General features: G+C 72.0%; 13 protein-coding genes, 1 pseudogene and 1 riboswitch. Of the genes and pseudogenes, 9 read left to right on the top strand and 5 right to left on the bottom strand.

Annotated features, from left to right (window positions below):
- Positions 1–137 precede the first annotated feature (137 nt).
- The gene (locus AB0L06_RS12020; protein WP_500230976.1) at positions 138–578 is read right to left on the bottom strand and encodes a sterol carrier family protein; all 441 of its coding nucleotides are present in this window, start codon (positions 576–578) and stop codon (positions 138–140) included.
- A gap of 993 nt (positions 579–1,571) precedes the next feature.
- Here AB0L06_RS12020 and AB0L06_RS12015 point away from each other — a divergent pair.
- The 8 genes and pseudogenes from AB0L06_RS12015 to AB0L06_RS11980 form a co-directional block, all read left to right on the top strand.
- Positions 1,572–2,306 (top strand): annotated as a pseudogene (locus AB0L06_RS12015) (serine/threonine-protein kinase); the annotation flags it as partial.
- Positions 2,307–3,815: 1,509 nt separating this feature from the next.
- Positions 3,816–4,346, top strand: coding sequence for a hypothetical protein (locus AB0L06_RS12010; RefSeq protein WP_500231326.1), 531 nt, complete (start codon positions 3,816–3,818; stop codon positions 4,344–4,346).
- Between the two features lie 151 nt (positions 4,347–4,497).
- Positions 4,498–5,670 carry a S8 family peptidase gene (locus AB0L06_RS12005; protein WP_500230975.1) on the top strand — a complete coding sequence of 391 codons (1,173 nt, stop codon included), beginning with the start codon at positions 4,498–4,500 and terminating at the stop codon, positions 5,668–5,670.
- Between the two features lie 252 nt (positions 5,671–5,922).
- Positions 5,923–6,092: riboswitch (cyclic di-AMP (ydaO/yuaA leader) on the top strand.
- Positions 6,093–6,098: 6 nt separating this feature from the next.
- The gene (locus tag AB0L06_RS12000; protein WP_500230974.1) at positions 6,099–7,061 is read left to right on the top strand and encodes a coiled-coil domain-containing protein; all 963 of its coding nucleotides are present in this window, start codon (positions 6,099–6,101) and stop codon (positions 7,059–7,061) included.
- A 161-nt stretch (positions 7,062–7,222) separates the two neighbouring features.
- Complete coding sequence (locus AB0L06_RS11995; protein ID WP_500231312.1) at positions 7,223–7,666, top strand: nuclear transport factor 2 family protein; 444 nt, start codon at positions 7,223–7,225, stop codon at positions 7,664–7,666.
- Positions 7,667–7,707: 41 nt separating this feature from the next.
- On the top strand, positions 7,708–8,181 hold the full coding sequence (locus tag AB0L06_RS11990; RefSeq protein ID WP_500230973.1) for a PH domain-containing protein: 474 nt from the start codon (positions 7,708–7,710) through the stop codon (positions 8,179–8,181).
- Entirely contained in the window at positions 8,178–8,633 is a 456-nt protein-coding gene (locus AB0L06_RS11985) for a PH domain-containing protein (protein WP_500230972.1), read from the top strand. The genes AB0L06_RS11990 and AB0L06_RS11985 overlap by 4 nt, the downstream gene beginning before the upstream one ends.
- A 66-nt stretch (positions 8,634–8,699) precedes the next feature.
- Positions 8,700–9,332, top strand: coding sequence for a LysE family translocator (locus AB0L06_RS11980; protein ID WP_500230971.1), 633 nt, complete (start codon positions 8,700–8,702; stop codon positions 9,330–9,332).
- A 53-nt stretch (positions 9,333–9,385) separates the two neighbouring features.
- Here AB0L06_RS11980 and purL read toward each other — a convergent pair whose 3' ends face one another.
- From purL to purS, 4 genes are all read right to left on the bottom strand, one after another.
- Positions 9,386–11,623 carry a phosphoribosylformylglycinamidine synthase subunit PurL gene (purL, locus tag AB0L06_RS11975; protein WP_500231311.1) on the bottom strand — a complete coding sequence of 746 codons (2,238 nt, stop codon included), beginning with the start codon at positions 11,621–11,623 and terminating at the stop codon, positions 9,386–9,388.
- 1,235 nt (positions 11,624–12,858) lie between these two features.
- Entirely contained in the window at positions 12,859–13,539 is a 681-nt protein-coding gene (gene purQ / locus AB0L06_RS11970; RefSeq protein ID WP_500230970.1) for a phosphoribosylformylglycinamidine synthase subunit PurQ, read from the bottom strand.
- Positions 13,540–13,658: 119 nt separating this feature from the next.
- A complete protein-coding gene (locus tag AB0L06_RS11965) occupies positions 13,659–14,291 on the bottom strand; it encodes an ATP-binding protein (protein WP_500230969.1) in 633 nt (210 codons plus the stop codon).
- Positions 14,292–14,669: 378 nt separating this feature from the next.
- On the bottom strand, positions 14,670–14,912 hold the full coding sequence (gene purS / locus AB0L06_RS11960) for a phosphoribosylformylglycinamidine synthase subunit PurS (protein WP_500230968.1): 243 nt from the start codon (positions 14,910–14,912) through the stop codon (positions 14,670–14,672).
- 113 nt (positions 14,913–15,025) lie between these two features.
- Here purS and AB0L06_RS11955 point away from each other — a divergent pair, with 113 nt between their 5' ends.
- Entirely contained in the window at positions 15,026–16,639 is a 1,614-nt protein-coding gene (locus AB0L06_RS11955; RefSeq protein ID WP_500230967.1) for a hypothetical protein, read from the top strand.
- Positions 16,640–16,788: the final 149 nt, after the last annotated feature.

The following is a 16,788-nucleotide window of genomic DNA, read 5'->3' as shown; positions in this document are numbered from 1 at the left end:
CCGGACGCGGCGCCGGTGCCGGCGTCCGGGCGTGATCGGTGCCCTCCACCGTCGCAGCGACCGGCGTCGCGGACAAGACCCAACGATCGGGCCCCAACGTTTCGGGGACGCCGCTCGTTTAGGTAGGTGAGGGGGAGCTAGGTGGGTGAGAGGGGGAGATGAGCGGAGAGGTCGGCGCGTGACCCGCTGGCCTTGACGCGGTGGTCGCGGAGGGCGTCGTCCCAGGTCAGGTCGCCCAGGGCGAGGGCGATCCAGGTATCGGCGTCCATCTCGACCACATTGGGCGGGGTGCCGCGGGTGTGCCGCGTGCCCTCGATCGCCTGGACGGCGGCGTGCGGAGGAACGCGGATCTCGACCGACTTTCCGGGGGCGAGCTCGGCGAGCCGGTCGAGCAGCAGCCGCACGGCCCCGGTCACGATCGGGCGCGCTGGCTCGACGCCCGCCGTCCGGGCGGCGAGCAACGTGTCGAGCGCGGCGCGGCGCAACGCGGGCGCCTCGTCCGGGCCGGTGTAGCCGGGCAGCCCGAGCACGGCACGCTGCTCGTCCAGCAGCTCACGGGTAAGAGGTTTGCGCGCCATCACCGCCGACGCTATCCGAAACCCCGCCCAAGCCGATCACGCCCACCCGAACGAACCGGCGAGCACGCCCCGGCAGCCAAGAAGAAGGAGGCCGACATACCTGAAGTTGCCCACTACGGCACGAAGCCGATCGCCCCGCACAGGCGGTCGCCGCACGAGGGTCGCGCCACACATGAGGAGTCGCGCGGTGTGGACGCGCGGTGTGGTCGCCCGGCGTAGGTGGTCGTCCGGTGTGGGCAGTCCGGTGTGGGCAGTCGCGCGGTGTGGGCAGTCGCGCGGTGTGTGGGCGCGCGGTGTGTGGGCGCGCGATGTGTGGGCGCGCGATGTGTGGGCGGTGGGGCTCTGGGGCGAGGTGGCGAGCGCATTGGCTCCCATGGAGCACGCGCCCCCGGGGCCTGGACTCACACGCGGAGGCTGGACTCACACGCGGAGGCTGGACTCACACGCGGAGGCTGGACTCACACGCGGGGGGCTGGCGGGGGTGCGTTGGGACGGCCCGTGTGGAGCCCTCGCGTTACCCCCCCGTGCGCGCGTTGGGGCTGGGGGGCGTTGGAGCCGGGAGGCGGTTGGGCCTCGGAGGCATTGGACCTTGAGGCATTGGGGGTCTGGGTGAGACCTGGGATCTGGGGTGGGCCTGGGATGCGTGTGAGGGGTGGGCTGAGGTGGGTGTGAGGGCTGGTGGGAGTGACGGAAAGGGGGGTGGACGCCGCTGGAGGTAGTGGGGGAATGGGTATCGGGCGGCAGGAAGGTGGACGTTCTGGTCGTCCGGAACGTCGAGTGGAGGCTGGCCGGATGGGCGTGGGCGCGGCTCTTGGGTGGGTGGTCCGGGGGCTTGGTTCGGGTGGGGAAGTGACGGATCGGGTGCGGGCGACTCAGCCGCGTCATCGGTCACCAACCGGTAGAAAGGGACCGGTGCTGACGCGGGGGATGAATCGGTTTTCGCGGAAGTACGGGGGATTTCTCCCCCCTTGGCAGAACACGGAGGGTGCGTAGATGGCAGAGGCTCTGCCCCTGCAGCCCGGCGACCCGGAACGACTGGGCGACTTCCCGATCACCGGCCGGATCGGCGTCGGCGAGCAGGGCGCGGTCTTCGTGGGCCGCGACGCTTCCGGACGGTCCGTCGCGGTGAAGCTGCTGCATGTGCGACTGAGCGGGGAGCCCGAGGTGCGCGCCCGGTTCATCGACGCGTTCGCGGACGTCCGTCGCGTCAGCGGGTTCTGCACCGCCGAGGTCCTCTCAGCGGACGTCGAGGGCGACCGTCCCTATGTGGTGTCCGACCTTGTGGACGGACCGTCGCTGGCCGAGCTGGTCGCGGCCGAGGGGCCGCGCGGGCAGGTCGTGGTCGAGCGGCTCGCGGTCGGGCTGGCCGTGTCGCTGGCCGCCGCGCACCGTGCCGGGGCCGTCCACCACGATCTGAAGCCGGCGAACGTGCTGCTCGCGCAGGTGGGTCCGCGCGTGACCGACCTCGGCGTGGCCACTGCCCTGGAGGCCGTGAACGCGGGCCCGGCCGCCCGCGCCGAGGACGACCCCTCCTTCCTGGCCCCCGAGCAGCTCAGCGGGCACGGCATCGGCCCGGCCACCGACGTGTTCGCCTGGGCGACGACCCTGCTGTTCGCGGCGACCGGAAAGCTCCCGTTCGGGGACGGCTCCCCCACCGAGATCATGCAGCGCATCGTCTACGACGACCCGGCGACCGATGCCCTGCCCGAGCCCGTGCGCGACGCGGTCGCGGACGCGCTGGACAAATCCCCATCCGAGCGGCCCACAGCCGCTGACCTGCTGCGTAGCATGCTGGACGGCCCGATCGCCGCCCGCATGCCCGCACCGCTCCGCGCCGAGGCCGAGGCCCTCGCCACCCCCGCCCCCGACTCGGTGGCCAATACTTCCGCCTCGACCACCGGCGCTCCGGGTTCGGCGGCCGCTGCCGCCGCAGCCTTGGGCGCGCGCGTCGAGGGTTCTGCGACTGGGGTGTCCGGCACGCCGCAAGCCGGTGCCCCACATCCTCTGGGGGCGACCTCACCGGGGACGGGCGCCACCACTCCTCCGTCGACGGGCTCGGTCAGTGGAATCCCGTCGGGCGGCGCCGCAGGCGGCGTGCCGTCTGCGATGGGCGGCGTCCTATCGCCGCCCTCGCCAGGACTTTCGGCACCTTCGCCAGGCGCCTCCTCTTCGAGTGCGACTGGGCTCTCGCCTGGGGCAGGTGACCTGCTGGGCACGTCCGGCGGCCACTCCTCGTCCGTGCCGAGCACCTCGGCATCGGGCGTGCCCAGCCCTCCGTCCAGCGGAGGAAGTTCGCCGGGCGTGCCCGGCGGTAGCCCGGCGATCGGTGCACCAGGAGGCTCTGCGGCGCTGGACGGCGCGACGAGCACACTCAGCGGCAGCTCATCGGGGGGACCGGTCGGATCTGCGACTGGTGTGCCGGGTGCCCCTTCGTCGACGCTGGACGGCGCGGCAGGACCGCTGGGCGGGGGCTTGCCGGGCGGCGGATCTGCGGTCGGTGTGCCGGGTTCCTCTTCCTCAACGTTGGACGGCGCGGCGGGAGCGCTGGGCGGGGGCTTGCCGGGCGGGCAGTCTGCGGTCGGTGTGCCGGGTGCCCCTTCGTCGGCGTTGGACGGTGCGGCTGGTGTGCTGGGCGGGGGCTCGTTGGGTGGGGCGAGGGGGGTTTCCGCGTCGGCTTCGGGGGCTTGGACGCCTGCCTCTGGTGATCTCACGGCTTCGCCTGGGGCGTCGACCTCGTTGGGTGGAGGTTTGGGCTCGGCGTCCGATGCGCTCGCTCAGGCCGGCTCGGCCTCGGGCGCGGGGGACGATGGGCCGAGCACGATGCTCGATCTGCCCAAGCCTCCTGCCGGCTTTGGCGCGGTGCGGCCGAGCGGGGCCTTGGCGGATGACGGGCCCAGCACCGTCCTTGATGTGAACTCTGCTTCTGGGGCTCGTGGCGCCTCGGCGGGGGATGACGGTGGGCCCAGCACAGCGCTCGATGTGCGGCTCGGTGGGGCGGGTCAGCCGGGTGTGGGCGGGCCGCCGGTGCCCAGTGCGCCTCGTCCTGCCGGAGGGTGGCAGAACAGCCGTGCCACTGCTCGGGACCTTCCCGTGACGGGTGCCTCGGAGGTGCCAGGTGGAGGCTTGCCCAGAGCGTCCGCGCCGGGTGGAGCCGCGCCTGGGATGGGCTTGGCCGGCGGTGGCCCTGGGGCGGGTGACTCTCTGATTCCTGGGATGCGGCCTGTCGGGAGTGGGGACGTGGGGTCGGAGACGGCCGTCCTGTCGCTGCCGGGGCTTCGGGCGGCGAAGCCGCGGTGGCGGCGGCCGGGGAACCATGTCGTCGGGGTGGGGATCTCGCTGGCCGTCGGGGTGCTGGTAGGAGTCGTGATCATCGCGCTGGTGCTCTGGCCGCGGTTGGGCGGGGGCGGCGGTGGCCATTCCGGGCATGACGCGGCGGACGGGAAGCCCGTCAGCACGATTCCGACGTCGTTCGCGGGCACCTGGAAGGGGACGGCCGTGAACTCGCAGCGCGGTGAGTCGTTCCCGCTGCAGGTGACGTTGCAGGCCGGGGCGAAGACGGGGACGGCGGTGTATCCGAAGGAGGGCTGCACCGGGACGCTGAACCTGACGAAGGGCACCGGGGCGGAGCTCCAGCTGGCGCTGTCGGTCAGCCAGCCGTGCACGAGCGGGGACGTGAAGATCAGCCGGCAGCCGGACGGGTCGCTGAAGTACGACTGGTCCAAGCCGGGCACGGCGCTGGCCTACGGGGGCAACCTCACCAAGGGGTGAATCCCGTTCAAGATCACTCAGTGGAGTCGAAGTTCACCCGATCGATATGCCCCTTATGGGGGTTGTGATGCGGAAGGTGCACTAGGGTTCCCGGGTCGGTGACCTCGATCTTGGCCGCGGCTCATCCGACTCCGCGGCAGAAGGAGCTCTCTTGCGGCCCGTCTCCCGAAGGCTGCTGCTGGCCGGCGCGATCGCGTCCTCTGTGGGCGCGGCGGCGGCGATCCCCGCGCTGGCCTCCGCCGATTCCAAGCCCAAGGCGGTCCAGGTGACCGCCGCCGAGGGCTCGCCCATCGCAGGCCAGTACATCGTCACTCTCAAGGACGGCACCTCGCCCACCGCCGCGGCGGGGCAGGTCGGCGCGTCCTCTGCGCAGGGCTTCGGCGACGCCCTCAACGGGTTCGTCGCCCGCCTCAACAACCAGCAGCTCGACAAGCTGCGGCATGACAAGCGCGTCGCGGCGATCGAGCAGGACCAGCTCGTGCACGCGACCACCACCCAGAAGTCGCCGCTCCCGTGGGGCCTGGACCGGATCGACCAGCGGAAGATGCCGCTGTCGAAGTCCTACTCCTACAAGGCGACCGGCAAGGGCGTCACCGCGTACATCATCGACAGCGGTATCGCCTGGTCCCACCCGCAGTTCGGCGGGCGCGCCAAGGTCGCCTGGACCGCGTCGCGCTTCAAGGGCAACGGCTGGGACTACAACGGCCACGGCACGCACGTCGCGGGCATCCTCGGCTCCGCCAAGTACGGCGCGGCCAAGGGCGTCCAGCTGCGCGCGCTGCGCGTGCTCGACCAGGACGGCTTCGCCCCGGTGTCCGACGTGGTCGCCGGCGTGAACTGGCTGCGCACCCACGCCGCCAAGCCGGCGGTCGCGAACCTGTCGATCGGCGGGGGCAAGTCCACGGCGCTCAACACCGCCGTCGCGAACCTGTCCAAGTCGGGGGTCTTCGTGACCGTCGCCGCGGGCAACGACAACAAGGACGCCTGCAAGTTCTCGCCGTCGGGCGCGTCCTGGGTCGAGGCCGTCGGTGCGACCACCTCGCACGACAACCGCGCGGGCTTCTCCAACTACGGCAAGTGCGTGGACATCATGGCCCCCGGCTATGGCATCACGTCCACCTGGCCGGGCGGGGGCACGCAGGTCGAGAGCGGCACGTCCATGGCGTCGCCGTACGTCGCCGGTGTCGCGGCGCTCTACCTGCAGGGCCACCGGACGGCGACCTTCCCGACCGTTCAGAAGTGGCTGTACACCAACTCCACCAAGAACGTCCTGAAGGGCCTGAAGGGCACGGGCAACCGGCTGCTCTACAAGGGCTCGCTGTAAGGCGCGACTCCAGTGGACGTGACTCGCTGAGGCGTCACTCGCCGTAAGGCGCGACTCGTTCACTCACGGTCATCATGGCCCGGTTCCGTTCGCGGGGCCGGGCCATCGCGCATCTCACGGATCCGCGCGCCACATTGCCCTCCCGGGGTCGTCCCAACAGCCTCAGGGGTCTAATCTTTGGCGAGGCAACACCCAGTTCCTTGCAGTTTGTTGGTGTCCGGTCGGTGACTGTCCGTGTTCGACGCGACAGGCTTGCCGGACGTGCCGAGTCCCGGACGCCCCCGTCCGGGAGCCGGGGACCCATCCGCCGGACGCCCCGTCCGGCCGGGGTGAATTCGCCGGCGCCGCACGGCGCCTGCGATAGGGCGGACTCCCGCGCCCGAACCCGTCAGCTAACCCGGTAGGCCGCCCAGAGGAGAGGAGAGGACGTGGAGCGCCCCACCTCCACCCGCCGCGAGCGACGCTTCGCCCCGACCGTCCCCCGGGACAGGCGCGGACGGCGTGCCGCGCCGGCCGTCGCGGTCGCGATCCTCCTGTCGCTGCTGTCCGGCACCGTCCCGGCCGACGCCTCCCCCGGCGACAGCGACCGGATGGACAAGCTGAACAAGCAGATCAACCAGCTCGACAAGGAGTACGGCGGCGACCTGGCGGAGCTGAAGGACGCCCAGTGGGCCGCCAAGAAGGCCATGAAGAAGGCCGACGACCTGCGCGGTCAGCTCGAGGCGTCGCGCACGCTCGTCGCGCGGCTCGCCGCGAACCAGTACATGAGCGGCGGGCAGGACCCGGGCATCACCGTCGTCGCGGCGGGCGACCCGTCCGAGTTCCTGAACACGATGAGCATGGCCAGCCATGTCGCGCAGAACCAGTCGGCGCGCGTCCAGCAGATCACCAAGCTCGTCACCGACCAGGAGAAGGCGAAGCAGCAGGCGCAGGCGAAGATCACCGACCTGCAGAAGAACCTGGCCGACCTGAAGTCCCGCAAGGCCCAGATCAAGAAGCTGGTCAAGAAGTACAAGCCGGAGTCGCCGAGCGTCGGCATGGGCAGCGTGACCCCGCGCATGATGCACGTGAAGCAGGTCATCGACACCGAGTTCGGCCCGTTCCCGACGATCGGCTGCTACCGCGGCGGCGCGGACGCGCAGGACCACGCGACCGGCACCGCGTGCGACTTCATGGAGTCGTCCGGCGGTGTCTCGCCGACGGCCGACCGCAACGCCAACGGTGACGAGGTCGCCAAGTACGCGATCGCCCACGCCTCCTCGCTGGGCATCAAATACATCATCTGGCAGCAGCGGATCTACGACATGCGCCGTCCCGGCTGGCGTGGCATGAGCGACCGCGGCGGCATCACCGCGAACCACTTCGACCACGTCCACATCTCGGTCTTCTAGGCACGCCCGCTCTGACCAGGGCATATGTGCTCCGGAGGTGTCCGGGGGCACATAGGCCCCGGTCATTGGCGTGCCATGCGAGGGCGGGCTACGCGGCCGAACGTGTCGTCGGATTCTCGCCGGTCTGGCCGTGTTCGGGGCGGGACGATGACGGCGTGAACATGACGAGCGGCCGTCAGAGCGTGCTGGCGACCCTGGAGCGCTTCTTCGCGGCCGAGGCCGCCTACCTGAAGGCCGGAGGCCCGGGCCGGGCGCGGTTCGACGAGATGGCGGACTGCCTGACCCCGGACGTGGTCATGCACCAGGCGGAGAGCCTGCCTTACGGGGGCGTCTACGAGGGGCCCGCCGGGGTCGAGCGCTTCATGACCGAGATGAGCCGTCACTGGAGCTCCCTGGAGTTCCTGGAGCAGCGCTTCGTCATCGACGCCGACAGCGCGGTCGTGCACAACCGCGGCGTCCTCGTGGCGCGGGTCAGCGGACGGCGGCTGGAGACCTCGGTCATGCAGCTGATCGGCGTCCGCGGCGACCGGATCTCGGAATTCCGGCCGTTCTACCTGGACACCCTGGCCGTCGTCCGCGCCCTCGAAGCGCCCCGCGCCGGGTGAGCCGAGTGTCCGAGATCGACTGAAGTCGTACGATTCGCTGCATGACGGAGCAGGTGTACAGGCTGACGCCCCGGGTTCGGCGGCAGGCGAAGAGAGCGCCCTTCCTCTTCGCCCTGGTGTGGGGCCTGCCCTGGTCACTGCTCGGACTGGCCTCCGACGACGCCAGTGGCCGGCTCGGCGCGCTGCTGATATTCGCGATCCCCTTCGTGCCGATCTCGGTGTACATCATCGCGCAGTTGGCGGGGAAGACCGAGGTCACGCCGGACGGACTGCGGCTGCGCGGCCTGTTCGTACGTCGGTTCGTCCGGTGGGAGCAGATCAGGACCGTCGACTCCTACCGGGGTCCCAAGGGGTACTTCGTCGTGAAGGTGTTGCTCATGAACGGGCGGAAGCGGCGGGTGCCCGGCTTCTACACCGAGTCCTCCGAGGACGCCGAGTACGACGCACAGGTGGCGGACTTCCAGTACGTGGTGCGGGAGGCGATCGGGAACCTGTCGTACGGCGGGATGGCATGACAGAGCAGATTTTCAAGCTGACACCGCGGTCGGCGCGGGACGCACGGAGAGCGCCGTTCTACTTCACGCCGGTCTGGGGCACCCTCGCGGTGCTGTTCGGGCTGGGCGGCCGCGGCGTGGAGGCGTGGATCGGCGCGGCGGGGCTGTTCTCGATCGTGTTCGTGCCGGTCATGCTGTACATCGGCGCGCTGCGGTTCGGGAGGACCGAGGTCACGCCGGACGGGCTGCGCCTGCGCGGAATGTTCGTGCGCCGGTTCGTCCGGTGGAAGGACGTCGCGACCGTCGATCCCCACCCCGGAAACCGCGGTACCCGGATCGCGAAGGTGCGGCTCAGGAACGGTCGGAAGCGGCGGCTGCCCGGCTTCTTCGCGGGAGCGAAGGACGACGAGTTCAACGCTCAGGTGCGGGACCTCCAGCTCCTGGTGCGGAAGGCGATCGCCGACCTGCCCTAGGACCGTCAGGCGATTTGCCCGGTATGGCCTCTTCACTGCCCTGGACGGCGGGTAGGCTGGCCGTCCGTGGCAATTTCAACTGCTTTGTGGTCTTTCGCCGTTGTCGTCGGGTTGCTGACGCTCACGCCTGGTCTCGACACCGCGCTGATCCTGCGGACCGCCGCGCTCGGGCAGCGGCGCCGCGCCTGGGGTGTCGTCCTCGGGATCCAGACCGGGACGCTCGTCTGGGGCGCGTTCGCGTCCCTCGGCGTCACCGCGCTGCTCACGGCCTCACATCTCGCGTACACGGCGCTGCGCTGGGTCGGCGCCGCGTACCTCATGTGGATGGGCCTGCACATGCTGTGGACGAGCTGGCGACGCCTCCCCGAGGCCCTGACCGCGGGCGCCGAGCCCGAGCCCGACCGGCTGCGGGACGGCTGGCGGCGCGGCGCGCTGACGAACCTGCTCAACCCGAAGGTCGGCGCGTTCTACATGGCGCTGCTGCCGCAGTTCATCCCGGCGGACGTGCCGCACTTCCCGTTCGGGATGGCCCTGGCCGGCATGCACGTCGCGTTCGGGCTCGTCTGGTCGGCGGTGCTCGTCACGTTCGCGCACGCGATGCGCTCCTGGCTGGCCAAACCGTCCGCGCGCAGGCTCCTGGACCGCGTCACCGGCGGGGTCATCGCCGCCTTCGGCCTCCGCCTCGCCCTCGGTGAGTAGACGAAAGGGAAAGCCCCGGACCCGCCGGGCCCGGGGCTTCCCTATGCGCCTTGTCAGCTCGCGTAGCTGGGCAGGGTGCGCTCGTGCGCCTCGCGGAGGTCGGCCAGGGAGATCGAGAAGACCTCCTGCTGGTCGCCGCCGTTGACGGTGAGCGCGTCGCCGCCGACGATGCCGAGCTGGCTCACCGGGACGCCCGCCTGCTCGCACAGGGCCGCGACACGGGCCTCCGCGCCCGGACGGATCGCCACGACGGCCCGCGCGACCGACTCGCTGAACAGCTGGACGAACGGGTCGCCGTGCAGCGTGATCTGCGCGCCGAGGCCGCCGCGCAGGCAGGACTCGACGAGCGCCTGGGACAGGCCGCCGTCCGACAGGTCGTGCGCCGCGACGAGCAGGCCGTCGCGGGCGGCGGCGACCAGCACGGACGCCAGGGCGGCCTCGGCGGCCAGGTCCACCTTCGGCGGCAGGCCGCCCAGGTGGCCGTAGACGACGTGCGCCCATTCGGACCCGCCGAACTCCTCGCGGGTCTCGCCGAGCAGGGCGATCGTCGCGCCCTCGGTCACGAACGCCATGTTCACCCGGCGGCGGACGTCGTCGTGCACGCCGAGGACGCCGATCACCGGGGTCGGGTTGATCGCCTGGTCGCCGGTCTGGTTGTAGAACGAGACGTTGCCGCCGGTGACCGGGGTACCGAGGTAGCGGCAGCCGTCCGCGAGGCCCTCGACGGCCTGCGCGAACTGCCACATGACGCCCGGGTCCTCCGGCGAGCCGAAGTTCAGGCAGTTGGTCACCGCGAGCGGGCGGGCGCCCGTGGCGGCCACGTTCCGGTACGCCTCGGACAGCGCGAGCTGCGCGCCCGCGTACGGGTCGAGCCGGGTGTAGCGGCCGTTGCCGTCCAGCGACAGCGCGATGCCGAGCCCGGACGCGTCGTCGATGCGGACGACGCCCGCGTCCTCCGGCATCGCCAGGACCGTGTTGCCGAGCACGTACCGGTCGTACTGCGAGGTCACCCAGGTCTTGCTGGCCAGGTTCGGGGACCCGGCGAGCCACAGGACCGTCCGGCGGATCTCGTCGCCGTTGGACGGCCGGGTGAGCCGTCCGGGCGTGTCCGACTGGATCGCGGCGAGGTCGGCGGGCGGCGCGATCGGCCGCTCGTAGACCGGGCCCTCGTCGGCGGCGGTGACCGGCGGGATGTCCACGATCGTCTCGCCGCGCCAGGTCATGGTGAGGCGTCCGGTGTCGGTGACCTCGCCGATGACCGTGGCGGGGATCTCGTACTTGGCGCAGATCGCCAGGAACGCCTCGACCTTGGCGGGCTCGACGACCGCCATCATCCGCTCCTGCGACTCCGACATGAGGATCTCTTCGGCGCGCAGGCTCCGGTCGCGCAGCGGGACGGCGTCGAGGTCGACGGCCATGCCGCCGGTGCCGGCCGCGGCGAGTTCGGTCGTCGCGCAGGACACGCCCGCGGCGCCGAGGTCCTGGATGCCGACGACCAGGTCCGCCCGGAACAGCTCCAGGCAGCACTCGATCAGCAGCTTCTCCATGAACGGGTCGCCGACCTGCACGCTCGGCCGCTTGGCCTGAGAGGCGTCGTCGAAGCTCGCCGAGGCGAGCACGGACGCGCCGCCGATGCCGTCCGGGCCGGTCATCGCGCCGAAGAGGATCACCTGGTTGCCGGGGCCGGGGGCCGCGGCGAGCTTGATGTCCTCGTGCTTCATCACGCCCACGCAGAGCGCGTTGACCAGCGGGTTCGCGGCGTAGCAGGCGTCGAAGACGGTCTCGCCGCCGATGTTCGGGAGGCCCAGCGAGTTGCCGTAGCCGCCGACGCCCGCGACCACGCCCGGCAGGACGCGGTGGGTGTCGGGGGCGTCGGCCGGGCCGAACCGCAGCGCGTCCATGACGGCGACGGGCCGCGCGCCCATCGACATGATGTCGCGGACGATGCCGCCGACGCCGGTCGCGGCGCCCTGGTAGGGCTCGACGTAGGACGGGTGGTTGTGCGACTCGACCTTGAAGGTCACCGCCCAGCCCTGGCCGACGTCGACGACGCCGGCGTTCTCGCCCATGCCGACGAGCAGCGCGTCGGTCTGCGGGGCCTTCTCGCCGAACTGGCGCAGGTGCACCTTGGACGACTTGTAGGAGCAGTGCTCCGACCACATCACCGAGTAGATCGCCAGCTCGGAGGAGGTCGGGCGGCGGCCGAGGATGTCCCGGACGCGCCGGTACTCGTCCTCGGCCATGCCGAGCTCGGCCCACGGCTGCGGCTTGTCGGGCGTCCGGAGCGCGATCTCGACGGTGTCGGTGCCCTGCTCGGGCTCGAACCGGCGGGCGGGCGCGGGCCGCGGCGGCTCCGGCTGGGCCGGGGCCTGCTGCGCCTGGCCCTGCGCCATCGCGACGAGCGCGGCGGTCGGGCTGGCGGACGGGTCGTCCGAGACGGCCGGCTGCGGGCCCGTGTTGGAGCCGACGGCGTGCTGCGGACCGGTGTTCGAGCCGACCGCGGGCTGCGGGCCGGTGTTGGCCCCAACCGCATGCTGCGGGCCGGTGTTCGACCCGACGGCAGGCTGCGGGCCTGTGTTCGACCCGAACGCGGGCTGCGGGCCGGTGTTGGCCCCAACCGCGGGCTGCGGACCCGTGTTCGAACCAACGGCAGGCTGCGGGCCCGTGTTCGAGCCGAACGCAGGCTGCGGTCCGGTGTGCGAGCCGAACGCGGGCTGCGGGCCCGTGTTGGACGCGGCGAACGGCGCGCCGGGGACGAAGGCCGGCTGCGCGCCGGAGCCCGGGCCGCCGCTCGCCAGCGGCGACGCGTCCAGCGCGGAGGCGGCCAGCGCGCCGGCGGCGGGCGCCTGCGCGTCCTGCGGGACGCGGTTCTCGCCGAAGCCCTGGCCGAGCGGGCCGGAGTCGAGGCCGGAACCGAAGGTCGGCTGCTGCGGGACGGCCGGGCCGCCCGCGTTGCCGGCGGCGGCGGCCGCGGCGAACAGCGCGGCGGCCTGCGGGTCCGGGAAGATCACGGCCGGCGGGTTCGCGCCCGGGACCGGCGAGCCCAGCGGGGACGCGCCGGACGCGCCCTGCGAGCCGGAGCCGGTGTGCGGCACCGCACCCGGACCGGACGCGGCGGCCCGCTGGCCGGACGCGCCGTGCGCGGCGGCCGGCTCGTCGAGGCCGGGGACGGGGACGTCGCCGGCCTCGTCCAGCATCGCGCGGACGAGGTCGGGGTCGGGGGTGGCCGGGGGCGGGGGCAGCGGGGTGTCGTCGGACGCCTCGTCCGGGAGGGGAACCTGCTGGACGGCCTGCTCGGCGGGCACTCCGACGGGCAGGCCGGGGGCCTGCTCGTCACTCGGCACACCGGGGATCGGGCCGGTCGAGGGCGCGGCGTCGGCCTCGTCCACGACCGCCTTGAACGCCTGGGTCACCGACGGGTCGACGGGCTGCAGCTCGGGGTCGTCGGAGTCGTCCTTGAGGTCGGCGAACCACTCGAGGGTCGCCTCCTCGTGGCTCGCGCCGGACTTGTCGGGGCGCTGCTCGCTCATGCGTTGACCAGTCTCTTGACGATCGAGGTGAAGAAACCGAGACCGTCGGCGGACGGCCCCGTGAGGGACTCCACGGCGTGTTCGGGGTGCGGCATGAGGCCGACCACGTTCCCCGCCTCGTTGGTGATGCCCGCGATGTCGTTCTGCGAGCCGTTCGGGTTGACGTCGAGGTAGCGCGCGACGATCCGTCCGGTCGCCTCCAGCTCGGCGATCGTGTCGTCGTCGGCGACGTACCGCCCGTCCGCGTTCTTGATCGGGATCACGACCTCCTGGCCGGACCGGTACTCCGAGGTCCAGGCGGTGTCGGCGTTGTCGACGCGGAGCCGCTGGTCGCGGCAGACGAAGTGCAGCCCGGCGTTGGGCAGCAGCGCGCCCGGCAGCAGGCGCGACTCGCACAGCACCTGGAAGCCGTTGCAGATGCCGAGCACGGGCAGGCCCGCACGCGCGGCCCCGACCAGTTCGGTCATGATCGGCGCGAACCGGGCGATGGCGCCCGCGCGCAGGTAGTCCCCATAGGAGAATCCTCCCGGCAGCACGACCGCGTCGACCCCTTGGAGGTCGTGGTCGGCGTGCCACAGTGCGACCGGTTCGGCCCCCGCGAGCCGCACGGCCCGAGCGGCGTCACGGTCGTCGAGAGAACCAGGGAAGGTGATGACCCCAACCCGGGCAGCGTCCATCTGTTGTCATTCCTCCGAAATGAGGGCGGCCGGGACGGGCGGTTCCAGCCCTGGGCTGCAGCTCTTCGCCGCCGTTCACTCCCGCGCGCGCGTCACAATCCCCCCGCGCGTGTCCCAATCTACCCGGCGCTGCGTGCCAGGCGGTGCTCCAGTCGTCGGATCAGCGCCTCGTCTCGCCAGGTCAGCCGCTTGTGCATCTGGACGACGGTGCCCCGGTCGGGAGCGGATTCGATGCTCAATTCGTCGACCAGGGCCCGCATGATCCTAAGTCCGCGTCCTGACTCGCGCAAAGTTCCCGGGTCGAACGGACCGCCCGACGCGTCGAACGGCGCGGGCGCGTCAAAAGGCCCGGAAGCGTCGAACGGGCCGGGTTCGTCGAACGGCCCGGGGCCCTCGAACGGGCCGGATTCGTCGCGGCGTCCGGGGCCGTCGAAAGATCCGGAGGCGTCGAAGGAAGAGGACGTGTCGGATGGCGATCCGGCGCCCGAGGACGGGTCGGACGCCTGCCGGGAGCCGCGCCCCCAGTCGAGGATCCGCAGGAGGCAGACCCCGCCCGCGACGTGCCCGACCACCTCGTAGTCGGTGCTGTTGCGGGCGTGCTGGACGACGTTGGTGCACGCTTCGGACGTCGCGACGAGGATGTCGGAGACGCAGTCCTCGGAGACGCCGAGCCCGCGGAGCGCGTCGCCGACCACTCGTCTGACGACGGGGATGCTCAGGGCTTCGCGGGGCAACGCGAGGGAGAACTTCATGTCCACCGGGCACCTCGGTCCGTCCCCCGGGCCGCGTCCCGCAGTGCGCGGACTCGGTCCGGAGCGCGCTCGCTGACAACGTCTCAACTCATGTAAGGCTTCCCTGGCGAAAAGCACCGTAATCGCCAGGCCGTCGGGTCTTTACGTGACGTGAGCGTGAGACGAAGGAAAAGTCTGATCGACTGATCGGTGACGCGGGTTTGTGGAACGCGCCACATTCTCGTCCGGGCCGCCGCGAAGGTGACCGACCACTCGCGGCCCCACGGCTCCGGCCGGGTACTCGGAGGCCGTCCTGCCAGGCCGGACGGACGATGCGGGCCCGCCCGGCCTCGGTTCGGCGACCTCGGGTCGTCCGGCCGCGGGCCGGACGGGCACGCGTCAGAGCGCGTGGACCTCGAAGGTCTCGATGACCGGGTTCGCCAGCATGGTCTCCGCGATCTTGCGGACCTCCTCGAGCGCGGCCTCGTCGGCCGGGCCGTCGAGCTCCAGCTCGAACCGCTTGCCCTGGCGGACGGCCGCCACGCCCTCGAAGCCCAGCTGCGGGAGCTTGCGGGCGATCGCCTGGCCCTGCGGGTCCAGGATTTCCGGCTTCAGCATGACGTCTACGACGACGCGCGCCACGACCGCCCCCTCATTGATCTGCGCCTACCTACGAAAGTGAAGCGTACGGCACCATGGCAGGGCACATGCCGCAAGCCCCGCCCCCCGACCGCCCCCATCCCCCAGGAGCGCCCATGAACATCGAGGAGTTGTCGCCCGCGGAGCGCAAGCTGTGGGAGGCGTTCCCCCGCGGCGAGGCGGTGGACCTGACCGGCGGCGACCCGACCGTCAGCGACCAGGTCGCGCACTGGGGCCCGAACCGGACCGTCCGGGCGGAGGTCCTCGTGGCGCTGCTGCTCGGCGCGGTCGACCCGTCCCCGGGGCAGGTTCCGGGGGTGCGGCTGTCGGGCGCGCGGATCACCGGGTCGCTGAACCTCGGGCACGCGCAGGTGTCGGTGCCGCTGGCGCTGACCGGCTGCGTGTTCGACGAGGCCCCGCACCTGTACTGGGCGCAGATGAACAGCGTCCACCTGATGCGCTGCCGCCTGCCGGGGTTGGTCGCGTCCGGGACGCGGATCGACGGGCACCTGTGGCTGGAGGGCAGCCGCGTCCACGGCGGGCTGTGGCTGGACGGGGCGCACATCAGCGGCATCCTCAACATGTCCGGGGTGTACCTGACCAACCCGCAGGGCGACGCGCTGCTCGCCGACCGGATGGTGGTGGACGCCAACGTCTACTGCGACCGGGGGTTCACCGCCCAGGGCGAGGTGCGGCTGCCGGGCGCGCGGGTCGGCGGCCAGCTGATCTTCCGGGAGGCGCGGCTGCACAACCCGGGCGGCGTCGCGCTCTACGCGTCCCGGCTGGACGTCGCGGCGAACGTGTTCTGCGACGGCGGCTTCTCGGCGCAGGGCGAGCTGCGGATGCGCGGCGCGCGCGTCGGCGGCTACCTGTCGTTCGTGGGCGCCGAGCTGTCCCACCCGTCCGGGACGGCCCTGAACGCCGACGACCTCGGCGTCGAGACCGACGTGTACTGCTCGGACGGCTTCGCCGCGGACGGGACGGTGTCGTTCGCCGGGGCGCGCGTCACCGGCCAGCTGAGCCTGCGCGACGCGCGCCTGGGCGTGAAGGAGGGGACGGCGCTCAGCCTCCAGCGCCTCCAGGCGGAGGAGGTGCTGCTGCGCCCGACCGAGCCCGTCCGCGGCACGGTCGACTTCTCCTACGCCAAGATCAGCCTGTTCCGCGACGACCCGCGGACCTGGCCCGAACGCCTCCAGCTGGACGGCTTCCAGTACGACAACCTCGACCCGGCCCTCAACGCGCGGCAGCGCCTGAACTGGCTGCACCGCGACACCGACGGATACGCCCCGCAGCCCTACGAGCGCCTCGCCGCCGCCTACCGCACGCTCGGCCTCGACGCCGACGGACGGGCCGTCCTGCTCGCCAAGTCCCGCGACCGCCGCGCCTCCCAGGGCCCGGCGCGCAAGGCGATCGGCTGGCTCCAGGAGGCCCTGGTCGGCTACGGCTACCTGCCGTTCCGCGCCGCGTCCTGGCTGATCGGACTGATCGTCTTCGGCTCGCTCTACTTCCACTTCCGGCACCCGCCGGCGCTGGACACCGGCCAGAACCCGCACTTCAACTCGCTCTGGTACACGGTCGACCTGATCCTCCCGATCGGGAACATCGGCCTGACCGTCGAGTACGCCCCCAAGGGCATCGACCAGTGGGTCGCCTACACGATCTCCATCCTCGGCCTCGTCCTCGGCTTCACCGCCGCCGCCGGCATCACCCGAGCCCTCTCCCGCGAATAACCGACCCCGCCGCCGCGCCCCCGTGGGTGACGCCCGCCCGGCGTCACCCACCAGGACGCGCTCGGGTGACTGGGCCTGGATTCACCGGACGAACTGGCCCCCTCAGCCTTCGACGCCACCGAGATCAACCGCAGGCTCTCGAGAGCCGC

The sequence above is a fragment of the Spirillospora sp. NPDC052269 genome (genome assembly GCF_040679435.1).
Classification (GTDB): Bacteria; Actinomycetota; Actinomycetes; order Streptosporangiales; family Streptosporangiaceae; genus Spirillospora.
Note: the sequence above shows the minus strand (reverse complement) of the source record. Positions and strands in the feature narration are given on the sequence as shown.